The following is a 16,835-nucleotide window of genomic DNA, read 5'->3' as shown; positions in this document are numbered from 1 at the left end:
TCCCTGGGTATAGCCTGGGTGCTGCGCTGCGCCCTGAACGCTTACTTGCCACTATCCGACAAGGAGCGTTTTATGAGTTTGTTCCAGCACTATTTTGCCCACAGCACCCCGCAAAGCCGCCTCGCCGCAGCCCTCGCCGCCATACGCCGGGGCGAGCCCGTGGTGTTGCGCGATGACGAGAACCGGGAGAACGAGGCCGACCTGATCGTGGCAGCCGAGTTGATCACCCTGCCGGTGATGGCCCAACTGATACGTGATTGCAGCGGCATCGTCTGTCTTTGCCTGCCCGATGCCCAGCTAAGGCAGCTGGCGCTGCCCGCCATGCCGGTGCGTAACGGCGGCAGCCGCTATGGCACAGCCTTTACCGTCTCGATTGAGGCGCGCGAGGGGGTGAGCACAGGGGTATCGGCACGCGACCGCATCACCACCACCCTGGCCGCCTTGAGCGGCAACCCGGCAGCCCTGGTCAGCCCCGGCCACCTGTTCCCCATCCGCGCCCAGGCCGGTGGCGTGCTGGCTCGGCGGGGCCATACCGAAGGCTCGGTCGATCTGGCCAGCATGGCGGGCCTGCGCCCGGCTGCCTTGCTGTGCGAGCTAACCCGTGACGATGGCGAGATGCTGCGCGGCGACGAGGTGATAAAGTATGCCGAGCAGCATGGCCTGGTGGTGCTCAATGTGGAGGACATCGTGCAGGGCCGGCTGGCCGCAGCCGCACAGGAAGCGAGGGTGGCGGCATGAGCCCATTCCACGGCCTGGACTGGCTGGCCATGGCCCTGACCTTTACCGCTCTGTATCTGGTCGGCAACCGACAACGCAACGGCTTTCTGCTGATGATGCTAGGCAATCTGGTGTGGGGTGTCATCAGCGTCTGGATGCGCAGCCCGGCCATGCTGATTGCCAATGCCGGCTTTCTGCTGATGAACGCCCGTAACTACCGTAGCTGGTCGAACTAAGCGGCGCTAGGAAGCCGTGTCTGCCAGGAGACAGTCCGCAAGGGCTGTCTCCAGCCGCTGCCAGTCGGCGCTATCCGCCTGGGCGATCAGTTCCGCCCGGCTATCCCGGCGCCAGGCGATTTCCACGGCGCTAGTTTCGCCGCCTACCCAGTTGAACAGCAGCCAGCCGTGATCGGTGTGGAATACTCCCTTGGCACGGGAGAGCGGCGGCAGGCCCAGCGCGGCGTGGTCGTGCAGGCGCTGGAACAACAGAGCCAGCTGCTCGGCCGAGAAACGCTGTGCCGCTGGCCAGACCCAGCCCCGGCTGGTCTGCCCCGGCTCGCTATGATCCTTGCTGCTGATGCCCTGCGGCGGCGGTGCATCGTGGGATAGCGCAGGCTTGCTGCGGCGTGCCGGCGCGAGCGTGGCATGGCCCAGCGCCGGGCCGGCGGCTTGGCCAGCGGTCGGCACCTCGGCTGCCAGGTCAAGCAGCGCGCGGTCGAACACGCCATCACGGGTGGTGATGATAGCCAGCTTGGGGGGGAACATGGCCTGTGCCATGGCCAGGAAGCGATCCACCTGGGCGGCGTCGGCGCGGTCGCATTTGTTGGCGATCAGTACCTCGGCCAGGCTGATCTGGTCGCGCCAGGTCTCGTGGGTGGTGTAGCGGCTATCGTCCAGCTGGCGTGGATCCACCAGTGTGACCGTGGCACGGATTTCCAGCGCGGCGGCAAGAAAGGGATCGCGCAGTACATCAATGATGCCGGCCGGGTGACCCAGGCCGCTGGGTTCGATGATCAGCCGGTCCGGGCGGCGATCGCGCAGCAGCCGCGTCAGGCTGACCCGCAGCATGGGGCTGGTGGTACAGCAGATGCAGCCACCCGGCACCTCGACCACATTGAGCTCGTCGCTGGCCGCGCTGATGACCGCGCCATCGATGCCGACTTCGCCAAACTCGTTCACCAGCACCGCCCAGTATTCCTGTGGCGGTTTGTCGGCCAGCAGGCGCCGTATGGCCGTGGTCTTGCCCACGCCCAGAAAACCGGTGATCACGTTCACCGGGACTTTTTGCTTCATCGGGGTTCCAGCCAATCCAATATCGGTTGCCATTGTTCCAGATCACGGGCCACGCGGGGGGCGGGCAGGTCGAACAGACCCAGGCCGCGGGGCAGGGTCTGCAGATAGTATTGGGTATCGCGCAGGCTGCTCAGCACCGGCAGGTCGAACTGGGCCAGGAAATCGACCAGCTGCTGGCTGGCACGGGTGCCGGTCTTTACCCGCATGCCCACCACGCCGACCTTTACCTTGCCTTTGCGCACCTGTTTTTCCTCGGCCAGGCGGGCGAAGAAGTCCTGGCTGGCCCACATATCGAAACTGGAAGGCTGTACCGGCACCAGGATATGGTCGCTGCACTTGAGCGCCGCCTCCAGCCGCTTGCCGCGCAGCCCGGCCGGGGTATCCAGTATGGCGATCTCGGTTCCCCTGGGGGGCTTGGACAGTTCGTCCTCGTCGCCTTCCCAGCGGGCAATGGCCGGGAAGCTGGCTGAGCGCAGGCCCAGCCAGTGGGCCGACGACTGCTGCCTATCCAGGTCGCCCAGTGCCACCGCTTTGCCACGCCAGGCATAGTAGGTGGCCAGGTTGGTGGCGAGGGTGGATTTACCGGCACCGCCCTTGGGATTGGCTATCAGCAGGGTGTGCATGGGGGGTCACGGTTTCTCGAGTATGGCGGCGATACCCATGCCGCCCGCTGTACAGATGGAGATCAGCCCACGGCCGCTGCCACGCTGGTTCAGCAGCTTGGCCAGTGTCGCCAGCACCCGTCCGCCGGTGGCGGCAAACGGGTGGCCAAAGGCCAGCGAACTGCCGTTTACATTGAGCTTGGCCGGGTCGATGCGGCCCAGCGCCCCCGGCAGGCCCAGGCGCTCGCGGCAGTACTGGTCCGACTCCCAGGCGCGCAGGGTGCACAGCACTTGGGCGGCGAAGGCTTCGTGTATCTCATAGAAATCGAAGTCCTGCAGCGTCAGGCCGGCATCCTGCAGCAGGCGGGCTACCGCGATGGTAGGGGCCATCAGCAGGCCTTCGCCCGCCACAAAATCGACCGAGGCGGTCTTGGCGAAGGTCAGGTAGGCCTGCACCGGCAGGCCTCGCTTTGCGGCCCAGTCCTCGGATGCCAGCAACACGCTGGAAGCACCATCGGTCAGCGGCGTACTGTTGCCCGCTGTCAGCGTACCCTTACCGGACTCCTTGTCGAAGGCCGGCTTGAGGGTGGCCAGTTTTTCCAGCGTGCTGTCGGGCCGCAGATGGTTGTCACGGCTCACCCCGGCGCAGGGCACGATCAGGTCGTCGAAAAACCCTTCGGCCAAGGCGCGGGCGCCTTTCTGGTGGCTTTCCCAGGCCAGCTTGTCCTGCTCCTCGCGGCTGATGCCCCATTGCTTGGCCATGATCTCGCAATGCTGGCCCATGGACATGCGGGTGCGCGGCTCACCCGCATTGGGCGACGCCGGCTTGAGCTCACCCGGCCGGAAGCCCTTGAAGGCCGCAAAGCGCTCACCCAGGCTTTTGGCATTGGCCAGCTTGATCAGCCGCTTGGCAAAGCGGGCACCAAATACGATAGGGGCGTCCGAGGTGGTATCGGTGCCGGCCGCGATGGCGCTGTCTATCTGGCCAATGGCGATCTTGGCGCCCAGTTGTACGGCGGCCTGCAGGCTGGTGCCGCAAGCCATCTGCACGGTGTAGGCGGTGGTCAGCGGCGACAGCTTGCTCGACAGCACCGCTTCACGCGCCAGATTCCAGTCCTTGGAATGCGAAATGACCGCGCCTGCTCCCACCTCGTCGATTTCCACCCCGGCCAACTGGTAGCGATCCGCAAGGCCGTCGAGGGCGGCGGTCAGCATGTCGAGATTGGAGAGATCCTGATATTGGGTATTGGAGCGGCAGAAAGGGATGCGGCTGCCGCCCAGGATGGCAACGCGGCGCAGTGTGCGTTCGGTCATGATGTGTGTGCCCAAAGCGGGAAAAATCACAGTGTAGCTTGCCAAGCAGTTGCTAGGCTGGCGGTGTGACGGCCCGCTTTACGCCACGACTATGGCATATATGCAACATGAATAATTTGGCCTGCGACAGGGCCGAAAGCAACAAGGCCAACCTTGTCGGCTGGCCTTGTCTATGGCCGGGATACGGCCTGGAATCTGGAGCGGGCGATGGGAATCGAACCCACGGCTCTAGCTTGGGAAGCTAGGGTATTACCATTATACGACGCCCGCAGCGGGGCAGATTCTAGGCGTCTATGCCACAGCAGAGCAAGCATTTAAATTTGCGGGGCCGACTTTTCTTTGCCAGATTGATACAATGTCGCCCTTTATAAAATTACTGATAAGCCTAGGAAATCTATGATTACCCGTGGTTTGAAGCTGGCCTGTGCCGGCCTGCTGCTGAGCGCCCCCCTGACTGCCCTGGCTGACGGCGGCCGTGTACCGCATCCTTCGCTGCGTCTGATGATGACCGGTGGCATTACGGCGGGTGGCGATACCATCTACGTCGCCAACTACGATAATGGCTCCAATTCCTCCATCCGTGCCGGTGACAAGGTCAATCTGGGCGTGGGTGCCTACTGGCGCCGAGAGAACAGCCCCTGGTCGCTGCAGCTGACGGCCAACTACCATACAGACAACGCCAGCGCCGCGAATGGCCGGGTGGATTTCAAGCGCTACCCGATTGAGTTCCTGGGCCACTATCACTTCGAAAACAATCTGTATGTCGGCGGTGGCCTGCGCTACGCGGCCAAGTCCAAGTTTACCCTGGAGCGGAATGGCAGCTTTTCACGCGTGGATGTGGACAGCAAGCCGGGCCTGGTTGCCGAACTGGGCTGGGAACCGGTAGCCGACCTGCTGCTGACCTTGCGCTATGTCGCCGAAGAGTACGAGATCGATGGCGCCAAGTTTGATGGCAACCATGTTGGTGTGACCGGCGCCGTGCTGTTCTAAGCGCCGCGCTAAGCTAGCGCCCAGGCTGGCCTTCCCCAGCCTGTCTACCGCGCCCTGCCGTGCAGGGCGCCACATAGCTTCGAATACTATCCTTCGCTTTTCCAAAGGCTAGGCACAGCAACCCTGTGCCCGGCCTGCTTTCCATAAAAACACAAGGGAGTACGGTTATGCGCCGTCCATTTATGCGCCTTGCAGTGCAGGGCTTGTTGATTTCCGCCGCCGTGGGTGCCATGGCTGAAGTATCGGTGCCACACAAGGCCCTGCGCTTCACCATGACCGCCGGCCTGACTGCAGGTGGCGACAAGATAGACCAGATCCAGTTCGACAATGGTCACGACCAGAGCATCCGTGCCGGTGGCAATGTCAACATGGGTGCGGGCATTACCTGGCGGCCAGAGAACAGCCCGTTCTCAGCCCAGCTGACCGGTAACTACCAGGTTGCCGGCGTGTTCGCCAAGAACGGTAGCGCCACCTTCAACCGCTTCCCGGTTGAATTGATCGGCTTCTACAACATTAACGACAAGTTCCGCGTGGGCCTGGGCCTGCGTCGCGTCTTTAACCCCAACTACTCCTACGACGTGGGTAGTGGCTACGACCTCAACTTCAAGGACACCACCGGTGCCGTGATCGAGGCCGGTTACTTCTTTACGCCGTCCATTGGACTCAACCTGCGCTATGTGAAGGAAGAGTACGAGCTGGAGAACAGCCTCCGCAAAATCACGGTGGACGGCTCGCACGTCGGTATCAACAGCACCTTCATGTTCTGATATAGCGTGGGGAGACGCCCTGTCTCCCAGTGTGCTGCAACCCTCCCCTGGCCATCCTGGGGCGCACGCAGCAAGCATGACGACAACGCCCCGGCCCTACGCTGGGGCGTTGGCATTTCTGCCCCTGCCATACCGCTACCGACGGTCAGCCAGATCGGGTATCTGCCGCCAGGCTGGCCTGCTGCGCTTGTGTTCCCGCCGGACTTTGCTAGAAACACACAAGGGCGCGTCCATAAGCAGCCCCATACCAATAAATATCGTCTAGGAGGAAGCGCCATGAAGGTGCAACGTACCCTGCTGTCCGTCAGTCTTGGCCTGTCTGCCTTTACCTTCCCGCTCACTGCCCATGCCTGGGGCCCCGAAGGCCACCGCATCACCGGCCTGGTCGCTTACGAGCTGCTCACCCCGCAAGCCCGCGCCGCCGTGCGCTATTACCTAGGTTCGGACGATCTGGCGGCAGCGGCCGTGTGGATGGACCAGAACCGGCCCACCCTGGGCAACCAGTTTCCAGGCTCATCGGCCTGGCATTTCGATGATGTGCCGGTCTGCCCGGACCCCAGCGTGGACACCTGCCCCAACGGCAATTGTGCTTCCAACAAGATCGCCAGCTTTGACCGGGTGCTGTCCGACAGCGATGCTACCAAGGACGACCGCACCCTGGCCCTGCGGCTGGTCGTGCATATGGTGGGCGACATACACCAGCCCCTGCACTCAGCCGACAATCACGATCGCGGCGGCAACCAGATATCGGTGCTGCTGAATGGCCGCAATACCAACCTGCATGCCGCCTGGGATACCGGCCTGGTGCGGGCCAGCCTGCGTGGCAGCAGCGAGCAGCGCTATGCCGAGGGACTGCGGACCACCTATCGCGACCAGATCAAGGGCTGGCAATCCGGCACCGTGCAGAGCTGGATACAGGAAGCGCACCAGCTTGCCATCCAGGATGTCTACGGCGGCCTGGGTGGGTTTCAGTGCCCAGCCAACACGGCAGGCACGCAGGTAACACTGGACGCGGCCTATCAGGCGCAGGCGGGCAAGGATATTCCGCTGCAACTAGCCCGTGGCGGTGCCCGCATCGCCTATGTGTTGAACCAGGCGTTCGCCGGTTTTACGCGGCCCTGATTGTCGAGCCTGCGATGAATGCACCTCACAGATGGGTGGGACGGCTTGAGCAGGCACCTAGGGAACCCTGGTGCTCGACGTTGGAGTGGTCTGAACCTAGGGCTCACCCCTGGTTGAGTCCACACCCGCCCTTGCCACTCCACTGGATCTTGTACGCGCTTCAGCGACTGAAAAACTAACCAGCGCAAGACGCCGGGGCAGTCCAGGTAGGGCTGCCATGGCGCCAATGCGCTTCCCGCCATTCCTACTGGCCAGGAGTAACCTCATGTACCAGACACCCGCCAAGCATCCGCTCAGCGCCGAACTGCCCGCGCTGGACGATGCCACCTATGCCGCCATGTGGGCGTTGTTCTGCCATATCGGCAAGTACTGGCAGAACATGCCCGACCCCGAGCCGTTCCGCTCGCAGCTGTACAGCTTCATGCTCAACCGCATCAATCTGCGGCCGGTCTACCGCGACTACTACCTTTTTGCCGCCGCGACCCTGCGGGGGCTGATAGAGCAACATGGCGAGGAGGGCGCCTATGCCTTTCTGTTTACGGATGCCGATGCCAACAAGGCGCCGCCCGAGACGGCGTTGGCCGTGACCCGGCAGAAGGTCGCCAACGAATTCATGGCACTGCAGTTGTCACTGGGCGGCTTCAAGGCGTTTGGCGCCATCAATTACTGCGGCTTTATCGGCGGTGCCAATATTCCTGGCCAGGCCGCACCTTACCGCACCATGGAGGCCGACCATGAAGGTTGAAACCCTGATCATCGGCTCGGGCGTAGCCGCCGCTGCCCTGGCCCAGCGGCTGCTGGCCAAGAACCCCAATGCCAGCATCCTGATGCTGGAGGCCGGCCGCAAGGTCAAGATGCAGGACGCCGCCATCTGGCAGGACTATGTCGTCTCCGGCAAGCTGCCTTATACCCAGTATTACGATCTGCCTTACCCCGACCGCGACCAGCCCGGCGAAAACCTCAGCGCCGGCACCACCACTGTACCCCTGGATGGATCGCGAGCGCTAACCTATGGCGGCTCCACCATACACTGGGGTGGCTGGTCGTTCCGGCTCAAGCCGGAGGACTTCGCCCTGCGTACCAACACCGGCCATAGTCTGGACTGGCCCTTCAGCTACGCCGACCTGGAGCCCTACTACAGCCAGGCTGAGCATTACATCGGGGTATCGGGCGATTCGCACGACACCACGGTGCCGCGCCATTGCGACTACCCTTTCCCGGCTTTCCCCTACACCCTGGAAGACCAGCCGGCCGCCGAGGCCATGGCCTCCCTGGGCATGGCCTATTCGCACCTGCCCATCGCCCGCCATGGCATCACCGACACCACCTCGCGCCATGCCCCCTGCCAGACCACGGGCACCTGCAAGTACTGCCCCTTCGGGGCCCGCTACTCGGCCAACAACTTCCTCGACGATATGCAGAACTGGGGCAATTTCCCCGGCCTGCAGATACGGCTCAACAGCATCGTCCAGCAGATCAGCATGCGCAGCCGGCAGCAGGCAGGCGGGGTGGTCTATCTGGACAGGGAAACGGGCCAGCAAGTCGTGGTGGAGGCCGACCGCATCATCGTGGCCGCCGGTACGCTGGAATCGACCAAGTTGCTGCTGCGCTCACGCTCTGATCACTGGCAGCAAGGCATAGGCAACGACCACGATCTGGTCGGCCGTAATATTGTGACCCACCCCTATTTCATCTTCAGTGGCAGCGCCCCTGGCAATCCGCTCAAGCTGCAGCCGGAGATGAACTTCCCCACCCTCTGCTCGCGCCACTTCGACAGCCCGGCCGAGCAGGCCAAGGGCAAGTTCATCCTGATCAACCCGCCCAGCTCGCCTGCGGTCAACCTGCTCAGCAAGATGCAGGCCGGTGTCAGCCGCTTGGACATGGACCGCTATGTGGCCGGCCCACGCCAGATACAGCTGCATGGCATGGTCGAGATTTTTAGCGAGCCACAGAACCGCATTGCCAATATCGACAAGCTCAACCACCTGGGCATGCAGGAAACCCTGGTCGACTTTGGCCAAGCCGCCGGGTTCGACCCCCGCATGCAGGCGATTCAGGGCCATGTGCAGCGCTTGTTCGAGGCCATGGGCGCCACCATGAATGCCAAGCCCACCATCTCGTGGCGGGCCGACCATGCCGCCTGCACCCTGCGCATGAGCGATGACGACAGTGAGGGCGTGACCGACCGGCATATGCGGGTACACGGCGTGGACAATCTCTATGTCTGCTCCAACGCCACCTTTCCTTCTACCGGTGCGGTCAACCCCACGTTGACGCTGGCGGCGCTTGCCCTGCGCCTGGGCGACCACCTGAACCAAGCCACCTGCCAGCCCTGAGGATGCCCAACATGACTCTGGAACAACATAAATCGCGGCTCTATCCGCTGCTGCAGACCGCCATGGAACTGGAGCTTTCGACCATTCCGCCCTATCTGACCGCCTTGCTCAGCATCAAGCACGAGGCCAACCGGGTGGCGGCAGGCCTGATACGTAGCGTCATGATGGAGGAAATGCTGCACATGGTGCTGGTGGGCAACCTGATGTCCAGCCTGGGCGGCCGGATCTGCCTGAACCAGGACACCCTGCCCAGCTACCCCCTGCGGCTGGAATTTGAAGGCCACGGCTTCAAGGACAGGGAGTTCGACATCAACCTCGAGGCCTTCTCGCCCCAGGCCGTCCAGACTTTCTTGCAAATAGAGCTGCCTACCAGCCTGGCCCGCCAACCCCAGCGGCTGATGGCACGGCCCAAGATCACCGTCCCCGGCATCACGCTGGGCGAGTTCTACCAGCGCATCATCGCCGCGCTGGACGCCCTGTGCGCCGCCTACCCGGAATCCGCCGTATTCAATGGCGACCCTGGGCGGCAGATCAGCGAGCAGTATTACTGGGGCGGCGGAGGCAAGCCCATCATCATCAGCAGCCTGGCCCAGGCCAAAGCGGCGCTGGAGGTGATCATCAAGCAAGGGGAGGGGGGCGACGACAGTATTTTTGATGGCGACGAGCATTACTTTGACCAGGCCGAAGAAGTCGCCCATTACTTCCGCTTCAATGAAATCGCCCAAGGTCGTCGCTACCGCCCTGGCGACAAGCCGAATGAACCGCCCACAGGCGAGGCCTTTACGGTGGACTACCAGGCCGTCTACCCCATCAAGCGCAACCCCCGCCACGGCGACTATGCCGCTGGCTCGCGCCTGGCCACGCTCAACGAGCAGTTCAACCGCCAGTATTCGCTGATGCTGAACCAGCTGGAGCAAGCCTTCAACGGCCACCCCGCCGTGCTGTACGACGCCATTGTCAACGGCATGCACGGCATGACACCCATTGCCCAGGAGATGATGACCCTGCCGTTGGACGGCAGTGCCGGGGCAAGCCACGGTGCGCCCAGCTTTGAATGGGTAGCGCCGCCGTATGTAACGGCCTAGCCAGGATGTGTCGCCCAACCAGCCCCGCCTTGCCGGGGCTGGTTGGGTGCCGGCCAAGGGCATAACTCCACTTGCGGCCTGGCAATGACACATGCATAGTTTGCTGCCTGCCACCCCCTGTGCCAGGCATCCCCACCAATAAGGAAAAATATGCTGTTGATCGACAAGGAGGGCATGGTGGTCAATCCACGCGTACACGCCGCACGCGCCACCAGCATCGAACGCGGCCAGATGAAGCTGGTCAGCGGCATCATCGTGCACCAGACCGGTGGCAGCACCGCCCAGTCATCACTGAGCAGTTACAAGAATCCATCAGCCAATGGCGCCCACTTCCTGATTGAGAAGGACGGCACGATTTACCAAACCGCCTCGCTCAGCCAGCAGACCTGGCATGTGGGCAAGCTCAAAGCCCGTTGTTTGCTGGAGAACCGGTGTACGCCGGTCGAGATCAAGGCGCTCAAGACTTTCTCCCCCACGGCCGAGAACAAGCGCGAGATAGCCAAGCAGGCACCGGCACGTTTTCCAGCCAACCAGGATTCCATCGGTATTGAGCTGGTGGGCGAGGCCCAGGCCAACGGTAGCTATGTGGCGGTGACGGCTGCACAGAACGACTCGCTGAAATGGCTGGTGGCTGAGTTATCGCAAACGCTGGGCATTGCACCGACCGAGGTGTTCCGCCACCCTGATGTGTCGCGCAAGAACCCCACAGAAGCGAGTACCGCCGCATGGTAGGCCGCTGGTGGATAGCGGCGGCGCTGGGGCTTGCCGCCAGCCTGGCCCAGGCCAATGATGGCTGCAGCGCCGGCAGCGAATTCGAACCCCGGCTCTGCCCCAGCAAGCTGCCCGCCATCAAGCAGGTGGTCATACAGCAAAACGGCATGAAATCTGCCCAGGAAACCAACCCCGCCGTACGCTGCGATGGCTTCAAGCTGAGCGTGCGGCAAGTACGGCAGTTTCTTGCCCGGGCGGGCGAGGTCGACAAGCAGGACGCCCTGCACCAGTTGGACTGGTCGCCCTGCTATGCCAGCGGCGAAGTACGTTTCAAGGACGGCCGGGTAGGCCTATGGCAGATCAGCCAGTTTCGCCAGGGCAGCTTGCGCCTGGGTGAAGGCGAGCCGGTCTACCTGTACTGCCCGGCTTGCCGGGATCGACCGTTCAAGCAGCCCTAGCAGAAGCTAGCTGGGTTGGTTGGCGGTTCTTAGGCCGGCACCGGCCAGCGCATACCTTGCCTTACGGCCAGCGGCAACCAATGAGCTGCGGCGGTGCTGATCGCCGTCCCGTAATCTTCACCGCGTGGCCATAGCAGGGGCAGGCCGGCGTCGGCGGCGATCAGCTCGGCCAGGGCGGTATCGTCCAGCGCGCAGACTTCGCCGTGGCGTTGGTGTATCAGCCAGGCCAGGTTCAATTCCTGGCCCCAGAAGAACACCTGCTTGGCCGCCACACGTGCTTGCACAGCGCGCATCTCGGCCAGCCGCTCAGGGTCGTAGAAAGGGAACCAGTAATCGGCCAGCAGGGTATCGACCGCCTCGCCAGGCTGCCAGCGGTGGGCGTCACCCTGCAGCAGGGTCATCTTGGCGGCGATATCGACGGGTAGTTGGGCGATGATGCCGGCTGTTTCAGCCAGATCGAGCACAATCGGGTCGTATTCAACGACGGTAACCTTGCTCACTGCCGGGTTGAGCGCCGCATTGCAAGCGGCGATGCCCATGCCGAAACCCAGTACCACGGTGTGGCCCTGGGCCAGCCGGCAACCCAGCTCCTGGCTCTCCAGCTCGGACGGCGTAACCGACATCCAGCTCTCACGGCCGTGGCGCATCAGCATGGTGGTGTTGGCGACCAGGTAGGGGCTGCCCCAGTAACCCTTCATGGTCAGCATGGGCACCTGCCGCACCGACCAGGCATCCTGCTGATAGTCGGGGAACTGCGGTATCCACATCTGTGGCTGATACAGCGGCACCGCCTGCCCGGCGGCTGCACCCAGGGCAGCGGCCAGCAGCTCGGCAGAGAGTTCATGCAGGGTGGTTTGCAGGGGGTCGAACATGGCAGACACTCCCCTAGATGGCGCGGCGATACTGGATCGCCTCGGCCAGATGGCCTGCCGCAATCAGCTCGCTGCCGGCCAGATCGGCAATGGTGCGCGCCACCCGCAATATGCGGTGGTAGGCGCGGGCAGAGAGATCCAGCCTTTGCATGGCCAAGTTCAGCAACTGCTGGCCTTCGCCATCGAGCTTGGCCACGGTGTCCAGCTCGCGGCTGCCTAGCCGGGCATTGTCCCTGCCCTGACGGGCGTGCTGCCGCGCATGGGCTCGCCCCACCCGCTCACGCACCCGTGCACTGTCCTCACCTGCGGCGGGGGCGCTCAATTCCGATTGGCTGACAGCGGGGACTTCGATGATCAGGTCAATACGATCCAGAAACGGGCCGGAGAGCTTGCCGGCATAGCGGCTCACCTGGTCTGGCGTGCAGCGGCAACGACCCGAAGGGTGGCCCCGATAACCGCAGGGGCAGGGGTTCATGGCGGCAACCAGCTGAAAGGCCGCGGGAAACTCCGCCTGCCGGGCGGCGCGGGAGATCACGATACGGCGGTTCTCCAGCGGCTCGCGCAGCACCTCCAGCACCTTGCGGTCGAACTCCGGCAGCTCGTCCAGAAACAACACCCCATTGTGCGACAGGGATATCTCGCCGGGCCGGGGCTCAGAACCACCCCCCACCAGGGCCACGGCCGAGGCGGTATGGTGCGGTGCCCTGTAGGGCCGCTGGCCAAACCGCTCTGCCTGGAAACCCTGCGAACCCAGCGACTGCAGTGCTGCCGCTTCCAGCGCCGAGGCCTCGTCCATGGGTGGCAAGAGGCCAGGCAGGCGCGAAGCCAGCATGGACTTGCCGGTGCCAGGCGGCCCCACCATCAGCAGCGAATGTCCGCCGGCCGCCGCAATCTCCAACGCCCGCTTGGCGGGCTGCTGGCCCTTTACATCAGCCAGGTCGGGATAGTGCGCCAGTTGCAGATGGGCCGGTACAGGGTGGCGTGGCAGCAAGGTGTGGCCGCCCAGGTGAGCGCACACGGCCAGCAGGCTGGCCGCGCCAAACACCGTGCTATCGCCTATCAGCGCCGCCTCATCAGCATTGGCCTGCGGCAACACAAAACGCCGCCCCGCCTTGCTGGCCGCCAGCGACATCGCCAGCGCACCACGCACCGGCCGCAACTCGCCGGTCAGCGCCAGTTCGCCAGCAAACTCATACTCGGCCAACTTGTCGGCCGGTATCTGCCCACTGGCCGCCAAAATGCCCAACGCAATGGGCAGATCGAACCGGCCACTTTCCTTGGGCAAATCGGCCGGCGCCAGATTGACGGTAATGCGCCGGGCCGGAAATTCATAGCGAGCCGTCTGTATGGCCGCCCGCACCCGGTCGCGGGCCTCCTTCACCTCGGCATCGGGCAGGCCGACAATGGTGAAAGACGGCAATCCGTTCGCCAGATGGGCTTCCACCACCACTTCGGGCGCGGCTACCCCGTTGAGTGCGCGGCTGTAGAGTACGGCCAGAGACACTGCTTCCCCCTTGATTTTGTATGGTTGTTTTGGGGGGATTAGAGCATGGGGGTTGGTGGGGTTCAAGGGTGGCGGCGCACACGATTGACTCACAGCGTTTCAATGCACAACCCGTAGGTTGCGATGTGATACGGCCAATCTCTCATTTGGATGATGCTGGACAAAAAGGTCAGGCCTTGTATTTTGCACCGACCGAACAACCTTGGAGTGCATATAACAAGACCCTGCTGCCACATTGAGGTATCTGAAGGGCTACTTTGCCATTCTCGAATTCCAGCATCGGCTTAACTTGGGTGGATTGGTCTGACCTCTGCGAATCGTCAGCCTATAAACCACTAGGCAGGTAGCCCAGCATATCCAGCCGGACCAAAGGGTATGGGACAAGAAATGCGCTCCTCGAAGTTGCTGCCCCCAGCCTAATGCGAGTCCAATAGTGAAGGCTGTCCACCAGGCGATCTTGGCCTTTTTCTTGTCGCGCCCAAGCCAAAGCAATGTAAACGCGAACAGGGAGAAACCCGTGCTGGCATGCCCAGCTGGGAAGCACTGCCCGGTTGCACCACTCGTTGAAAACGATAGTATCGATACGTCGATGAGTTTCCCGCCGTAGCGTTGAAGATCCCAAGGACATGGCCGGTCGCTGAAATGCTTCATCGTTGCTACCGCCGCCGGCGCCAACAGGAGTGCAATGCCTACGGCTTGCCATTGAATCCTATTCTCACGCCATGAGGACCGCCATCGACTACCCAGAATACGCGTCCACACCGCGCAGACAGTAGCGATCACAGCCCATTTCACCCATCTATGACTGAATGTCTCCAGCCACCAGCTTCCTGCGCCGACGAAGCCACCCAGCCGATAGTGGCTGTCTTCTAACCAGACATCGAGTGCTGTCAGTTTAAATACCAGGTACTGACCGACCGCGACTGGGACGAGCCAGCAACCTGGCGGAGTGGATTGCTTTTCGTGCTGAAGCGGGTAGAGCGCGTGGGGTGCTGGATGGAGTGCCATGAGACGCATTTGCCTCGGATCAGAGGACTTCATCTCACCAAACGGTACTTAAGGCAGACTTAAACGCGTTAACTTTGGCCAACAAAAACAGGCCCGTGAGGGGCCGTTAGCATGTCGTTGCGTCGCCACTCACGCTCAAGGCCTAGCTCTTCACCTACGAACGCCTTGGTATTGCTTCTCATGACCTGTCTGTAAAACAGCCTTGGGACCATATATAAGTTTTCCTTAAGGTTCAGCCCGTCAAATGGCGTCGATTCGATAATCGATGCCGCCGGTCCGGGCCCTATGCCCTCGCCACCAGCGCATCCTGACAACGGGACTCCCTGGTGCACCTCTCGTTTACTCACCCCTACTTGCATTTAGCCGAGAAACATCCTTGGCTGGCATTCCGCCCTGTATTACGTGTTGAAACACTAACCTTCCTCTTCTGCGCCTACTTCGCATTGATGTGCAACGGCGCTTTCTGGAGGGATGCGCTAGCGGGGCGCCCAGCGCTAGCACCAGATACCTGGCTGTTCGCCTTATCAGTAGCGGTGGGCATCGCTGCTGTACATGCCTTTGTTTTGTTGGTGGTGCTCAATCGCTGGACGGTCAAGCCGCTGCTGGCCGTACTGATGGTCACTACTGGCATGGCAACCTATTTTTCGCAGCGCTACCAAGTCTATTTTGACACCAGCATGATCCGGAACGTGATGCGCACCGATGTCCGAGAGGCAAGCGACCTGCTGACGCCAGATCTATTGCTTCACCTCCTGCTCCTGTCTGGACTACCCTTAGGCCTGCTATGGCGCGTTGATATCCTGTCCCAGCCCTTGTTTCGTGCCGCATGGCAGCGGCTTTGCTGGATGATAGGGGCCGCATTGATTGCAGTGGCGGCCATCTTGCTAGTCTTTCAAGATTTCTCGGCCCTGATGCGGAATCAGAAAGCATTGCGGCACTTGATTGCCCCTGGCAACTTCATCGTATCCACTGTTAAGGTTCTGGCCGCCGAAAGTGCAAGGCCCGAAGGACCCAAAACATCTGTCGGTGTGGACGCAAAAACTGGTCGGTCTTGGAAAAGCCGTACCAAGCCAGCAGTCCTGGTCGTGGTCGTTGGCGAAACAGCTCGCGCCGCCAACTGGGGGCTAAACGGCTATTTGAGGCAGACCACACCAGAGCTGGCGAAGCATGGTGTCTACAATTTCAGCGATGTGACATCGTGCGGCACCAACACCGAGGTCTCGGTCCCCTGCCTGTTCTCACCTTTTGGCAGGCATGAATACGACGAAGACCAAATACGCCAACACGAGTCACTGTTGCACGTATTCCAACATGCCAATTTCAATGTCATCTGGCGCGACAACCAATCCGGCTGTAAGGGCGTTTGCAGCAGTATCGAGACGGAGCAACTCAATCTCGAGAAAGATGCGACGCTTTGTGATGATGAGGGATGTCTTGACGAAATTCTGCTCAAAGGGCTGGACCAGCGCATTCAGGCAACGCAGGGCAGCTTGGTGGTCGTGCTGCACCAATTGGGCAATCATGGCCCCGCGTATTTCAAGCGCTATCCTTCGAGCCAGAGACATTACCAGCCCACCTGCGATACCGTAGAACTGGGGCGATGCAGTCATGGCCAGATCGTTAATAGCTATGACAACGCGATTCGCTATACAGATCACTTCCTGGCAAAAGCGATCGATATGCTGGCAGCGCAATCAAGCCATGATGCTGCGCTGGTCTATGTATCGGATCATGGTGAATCACTCGGCGAGAGCGGTATCTTTCTTCACGGCCTGCCCCGAGCAATTGCGCCGAGCGAGCAGACGCACGTACCGATGGTCATGTGGCTAAGCTCGGCCTTCACGCGCAGTTTCGGCCTGGACACCTCTTGCCTTAGGGCGCAGCAGCACAAACCGCTCACGCACGACAACCTGTTCCATACCTTGTTGGGCATGCTGGATATTCAAACTGCTGCCTATGAGCAAGGCTATGACTTTGCCGCTCAATGCCGGCGCTGAAGGTGCGTTGCGAGTCATGGTTGCGCTGTCCCTACCGGGAGTCGGAAACGCTGACCCGTC

17 protein-coding genes and 1 tRNA gene are annotated in these 16,835 nt (G+C 62.0%); 11 read left to right on the top strand and 7 right to left on the bottom strand.

The window, feature by feature from the left end; translation table 11 throughout:
* The first annotated feature begins 72 nt into the window (after positions 1 to 72).
* Positions 73 to 738, top strand: a complete 666-nt coding sequence (gene ribB / locus QQK16_RS06000) for a 3,4-dihydroxy-2-butanone-4-phosphate synthase (protein WP_284195518.1) — start codon at positions 73 to 75, stop codon at positions 736 to 738.
* Complete coding sequence (locus QQK16_RS05995; RefSeq protein ID WP_284195517.1) at positions 735 to 953, top strand: hypothetical protein; 219 nt, start codon at positions 735 to 737, stop codon at positions 951 to 953. The genes ribB and QQK16_RS05995 overlap by 4 nt, the downstream gene beginning before the upstream one ends.
* Before the next feature lie 6 nt (positions 954 to 959).
* Here QQK16_RS05995 and QQK16_RS05990 read toward each other — a convergent pair whose 3' ends face one another.
* The 4 genes from QQK16_RS05990 to QQK16_RS05975 form a co-directional block, all read right to left on the bottom strand.
* On the bottom strand, positions 960 to 2,009 hold the full coding sequence (locus QQK16_RS05990) for a CobW family GTP-binding protein (protein ID WP_284195516.1): 1,050 nt from the start codon (positions 2,007 to 2,009) through the stop codon (positions 960 to 962).
* Positions 2,006 to 2,632: a ParA family protein gene (locus tag QQK16_RS05985; RefSeq protein WP_284195515.1), complete on the bottom strand. Its 627-nt coding sequence runs from the start codon at positions 2,630 to 2,632 to the stop codon at positions 2,006 to 2,008. Before QQK16_RS05985 ends, QQK16_RS05990 begins: the two co-directional genes overlap by 4 nt.
* Positions 2,633 to 2,638: 6 nt before the next feature.
* Complete coding sequence (locus QQK16_RS05980) at positions 2,639 to 3,925, bottom strand: acetyl-CoA C-acetyltransferase (RefSeq protein ID WP_284195514.1); 1,287 nt, start codon at positions 3,923 to 3,925, stop codon at positions 2,639 to 2,641.
* A gap of 196 nt (positions 3,926 to 4,121) precedes the next feature.
* Positions 4,122 to 4,195 (bottom strand) — tRNA-Gly (locus tag QQK16_RS05975).
* 126 nt (positions 4,196 to 4,321) lie between these two features.
* Here QQK16_RS05975 and QQK16_RS05970 point away from each other — a divergent pair.
* The 8 genes from QQK16_RS05970 (at position 4,322) to QQK16_RS05935 (ending at position 11,394) form a co-directional block, all read left to right on the top strand.
* The gene (locus tag QQK16_RS05970; protein ID WP_284195513.1) at positions 4,322 to 4,915 is read left to right on the top strand and encodes a hypothetical protein; all 594 of its coding nucleotides are present in this window, start codon (positions 4,322 to 4,324) and stop codon (positions 4,913 to 4,915) included.
* Between the two features lie 167 nt (positions 4,916 to 5,082).
* On the top strand, positions 5,083 to 5,682 hold the full coding sequence (locus QQK16_RS05965) for a hypothetical protein (RefSeq protein ID WP_284195512.1): 600 nt from the start codon (positions 5,083 to 5,085) through the stop codon (positions 5,680 to 5,682).
* 276 nt (positions 5,683 to 5,958) lie between these two features.
* Positions 5,959 to 6,804 (top strand): S1/P1 nuclease, encoded by an 846-nt coding sequence (locus QQK16_RS05960; RefSeq protein WP_284195511.1) that lies wholly within the window; start codon positions 5,959 to 5,961, stop codon positions 6,802 to 6,804.
* A 265-nt stretch (positions 6,805 to 7,069) separates the two neighbouring features.
* The gene (locus QQK16_RS05955; RefSeq protein ID WP_284195510.1) at positions 7,070 to 7,549 is read left to right on the top strand and encodes a hypothetical protein; all 480 of its coding nucleotides are present in this window, start codon (positions 7,070 to 7,072) and stop codon (positions 7,547 to 7,549) included.
* Positions 7,539 to 9,140: a GMC oxidoreductase gene (locus tag QQK16_RS05950; RefSeq protein ID WP_284195509.1), complete on the top strand. Its 1,602-nt coding sequence runs from the start codon at positions 7,539 to 7,541 to the stop codon at positions 9,138 to 9,140. The genes QQK16_RS05955 and QQK16_RS05950 overlap by 11 nt, the downstream gene beginning before the upstream one ends.
* 11 nt (positions 9,141 to 9,151) lie before the next feature.
* Positions 9,152 to 10,225 carry a ferritin-like domain-containing protein gene (locus tag QQK16_RS05945; RefSeq protein WP_284195508.1) on the top strand — a complete coding sequence of 358 codons (1,074 nt, stop codon included), beginning with the start codon at positions 9,152 to 9,154 and terminating at the stop codon, positions 10,223 to 10,225.
* Positions 10,226 to 10,375: 150 nt separating this feature from the next.
* The gene (locus tag QQK16_RS05940; protein WP_284195507.1) at positions 10,376 to 10,957 is read left to right on the top strand and encodes a peptidoglycan recognition protein family protein; all 582 of its coding nucleotides are present in this window, start codon (positions 10,376 to 10,378) and stop codon (positions 10,955 to 10,957) included.
* Entirely contained in the window at positions 10,951 to 11,394 is a 444-nt protein-coding gene (locus QQK16_RS05935) for a hypothetical protein (RefSeq protein WP_284195506.1), read from the top strand. The genes QQK16_RS05940 and QQK16_RS05935 overlap by 7 nt, the downstream gene beginning before the upstream one ends.
* A 29-nt stretch (positions 11,395 to 11,423) precedes the next feature.
* On the opposite strand, the gene QQK16_RS05930 is transcribed toward QQK16_RS05935, so the two are convergent.
* From QQK16_RS05930 to QQK16_RS21295, 3 genes are all read right to left on the bottom strand, one after another.
* Positions 11,424 to 12,266, bottom strand: coding sequence for a class I SAM-dependent methyltransferase (locus QQK16_RS05930; RefSeq protein WP_284195505.1), 843 nt, complete (start codon positions 12,264 to 12,266; stop codon positions 11,424 to 11,426).
* A 13-nt stretch (positions 12,267 to 12,279) separates the two neighbouring features.
* Positions 12,280 to 13,770 (bottom strand): YifB family Mg chelatase-like AAA ATPase, encoded by a 1,491-nt coding sequence (locus QQK16_RS05925; RefSeq protein WP_284195504.1) that lies wholly within the window; start codon positions 13,768 to 13,770, stop codon positions 12,280 to 12,282.
* A 252-nt stretch (positions 13,771 to 14,022) separates the two neighbouring features.
* Positions 14,023 to 14,778, bottom strand: a complete 756-nt coding sequence (locus tag QQK16_RS21295) for a phosphatase PAP2 family protein (protein WP_368860126.1) — start codon at positions 14,776 to 14,778, stop codon at positions 14,023 to 14,025.
* A 326-nt stretch (positions 14,779 to 15,104) separates the two neighbouring features.
* Between QQK16_RS21295 and QQK16_RS05920 the strand changes: the two genes are divergently transcribed.
* The gene (locus QQK16_RS05920) at positions 15,105 to 16,775 is read left to right on the top strand and encodes a phosphoethanolamine transferase (protein WP_284195503.1); all 1,671 of its coding nucleotides are present in this window, start codon (positions 15,105 to 15,107) and stop codon (positions 16,773 to 16,775) included.
* The last annotated feature ends 60 nt before the right edge of the window (positions 16,776 to 16,835 follow it).

This window comes from Chitinimonas prasina, assembly GCF_030160395.1.
GTDB lineage: Bacteria > Pseudomonadota > Gammaproteobacteria > Burkholderiales > Chitinimonadaceae > Chitinimonas > Chitinimonas prasina.
Note: the sequence above shows the minus strand (reverse complement) of the source record. Positions and strands in the feature narration are given on the sequence as shown.

What these genes read in the sequence shown, in the direction of transcription:
- QQK16_RS05980 (WP_284195514.1), bottom strand. Translation starts at nt 3,925, where the DNA reads ATGACCGAACGCACACTGCGCCGCGTTGCCATCCTGGGCGGCAGCCGC.
- QQK16_RS05995 (WP_284195517.1), top strand. Translation starts at nt 735, where the DNA reads ATGAGCCCATTCCACGGCCTGGACTGGCTGGCCATGGCCCTGACCTTT.
- QQK16_RS05990 (WP_284195516.1), bottom strand. Translation starts at nt 2,009, where the DNA reads ATGAAGCAAAAAGTCCCGGTGAACGTGATCACCGGTTTTCTGGGCGTG.
- ribB (WP_284195518.1), top strand. Translation starts at nt 73, where the DNA reads ATGAGTTTGTTCCAGCACTATTTTGCCCACAGCACCCCGCAAAGCCGC.
- QQK16_RS05955 (WP_284195510.1), top strand. Translation starts at nt 7,070, where the DNA reads ATGTACCAGACACCCGCCAAGCATCCGCTCAGCGCCGAACTGCCCGCG.
- QQK16_RS05970 (WP_284195513.1), top strand. Translation starts at nt 4,322, where the DNA reads ATGATTACCCGTGGTTTGAAGCTGGCCTGTGCCGGCCTGCTGCTGAGC.
- QQK16_RS21295 (WP_368860126.1), bottom strand. Translation starts at nt 14,778, where the DNA reads ATGGCACTCCATCCAGCACCCCACGCGCTCTACCCGCTTCAGCACGAA.
- QQK16_RS05985 (WP_284195515.1), bottom strand. Translation starts at nt 2,632, where the DNA reads ATGCACACCCTGCTGATAGCCAATCCCAAGGGCGGTGCCGGTAAATCC.
- QQK16_RS05965 (WP_284195512.1), top strand. Translation starts at nt 5,083, where the DNA reads ATGCGCCGTCCATTTATGCGCCTTGCAGTGCAGGGCTTGTTGATTTCC.
- QQK16_RS05950 (WP_284195509.1), top strand. Translation starts at nt 7,539, where the DNA reads ATGAAGGTTGAAACCCTGATCATCGGCTCGGGCGTAGCCGCCGCTGCC.
- QQK16_RS05935 (WP_284195506.1), top strand. Translation starts at nt 10,951, where the DNA reads ATGGTAGGCCGCTGGTGGATAGCGGCGGCGCTGGGGCTTGCCGCCAGC.
- QQK16_RS05945 (WP_284195508.1), top strand. Translation starts at nt 9,152, where the DNA reads ATGACTCTGGAACAACATAAATCGCGGCTCTATCCGCTGCTGCAGACC.
- QQK16_RS05940 (WP_284195507.1), top strand. Translation starts at nt 10,376, where the DNA reads ATGCTGTTGATCGACAAGGAGGGCATGGTGGTCAATCCACGCGTACAC.
- QQK16_RS05960 (WP_284195511.1), top strand. Translation starts at nt 5,959, where the DNA reads ATGAAGGTGCAACGTACCCTGCTGTCCGTCAGTCTTGGCCTGTCTGCC.
- QQK16_RS05930 (WP_284195505.1), bottom strand. Translation starts at nt 12,266, where the DNA reads ATGTTCGACCCCCTGCAAACCACCCTGCATGAACTCTCTGCCGAGCTG.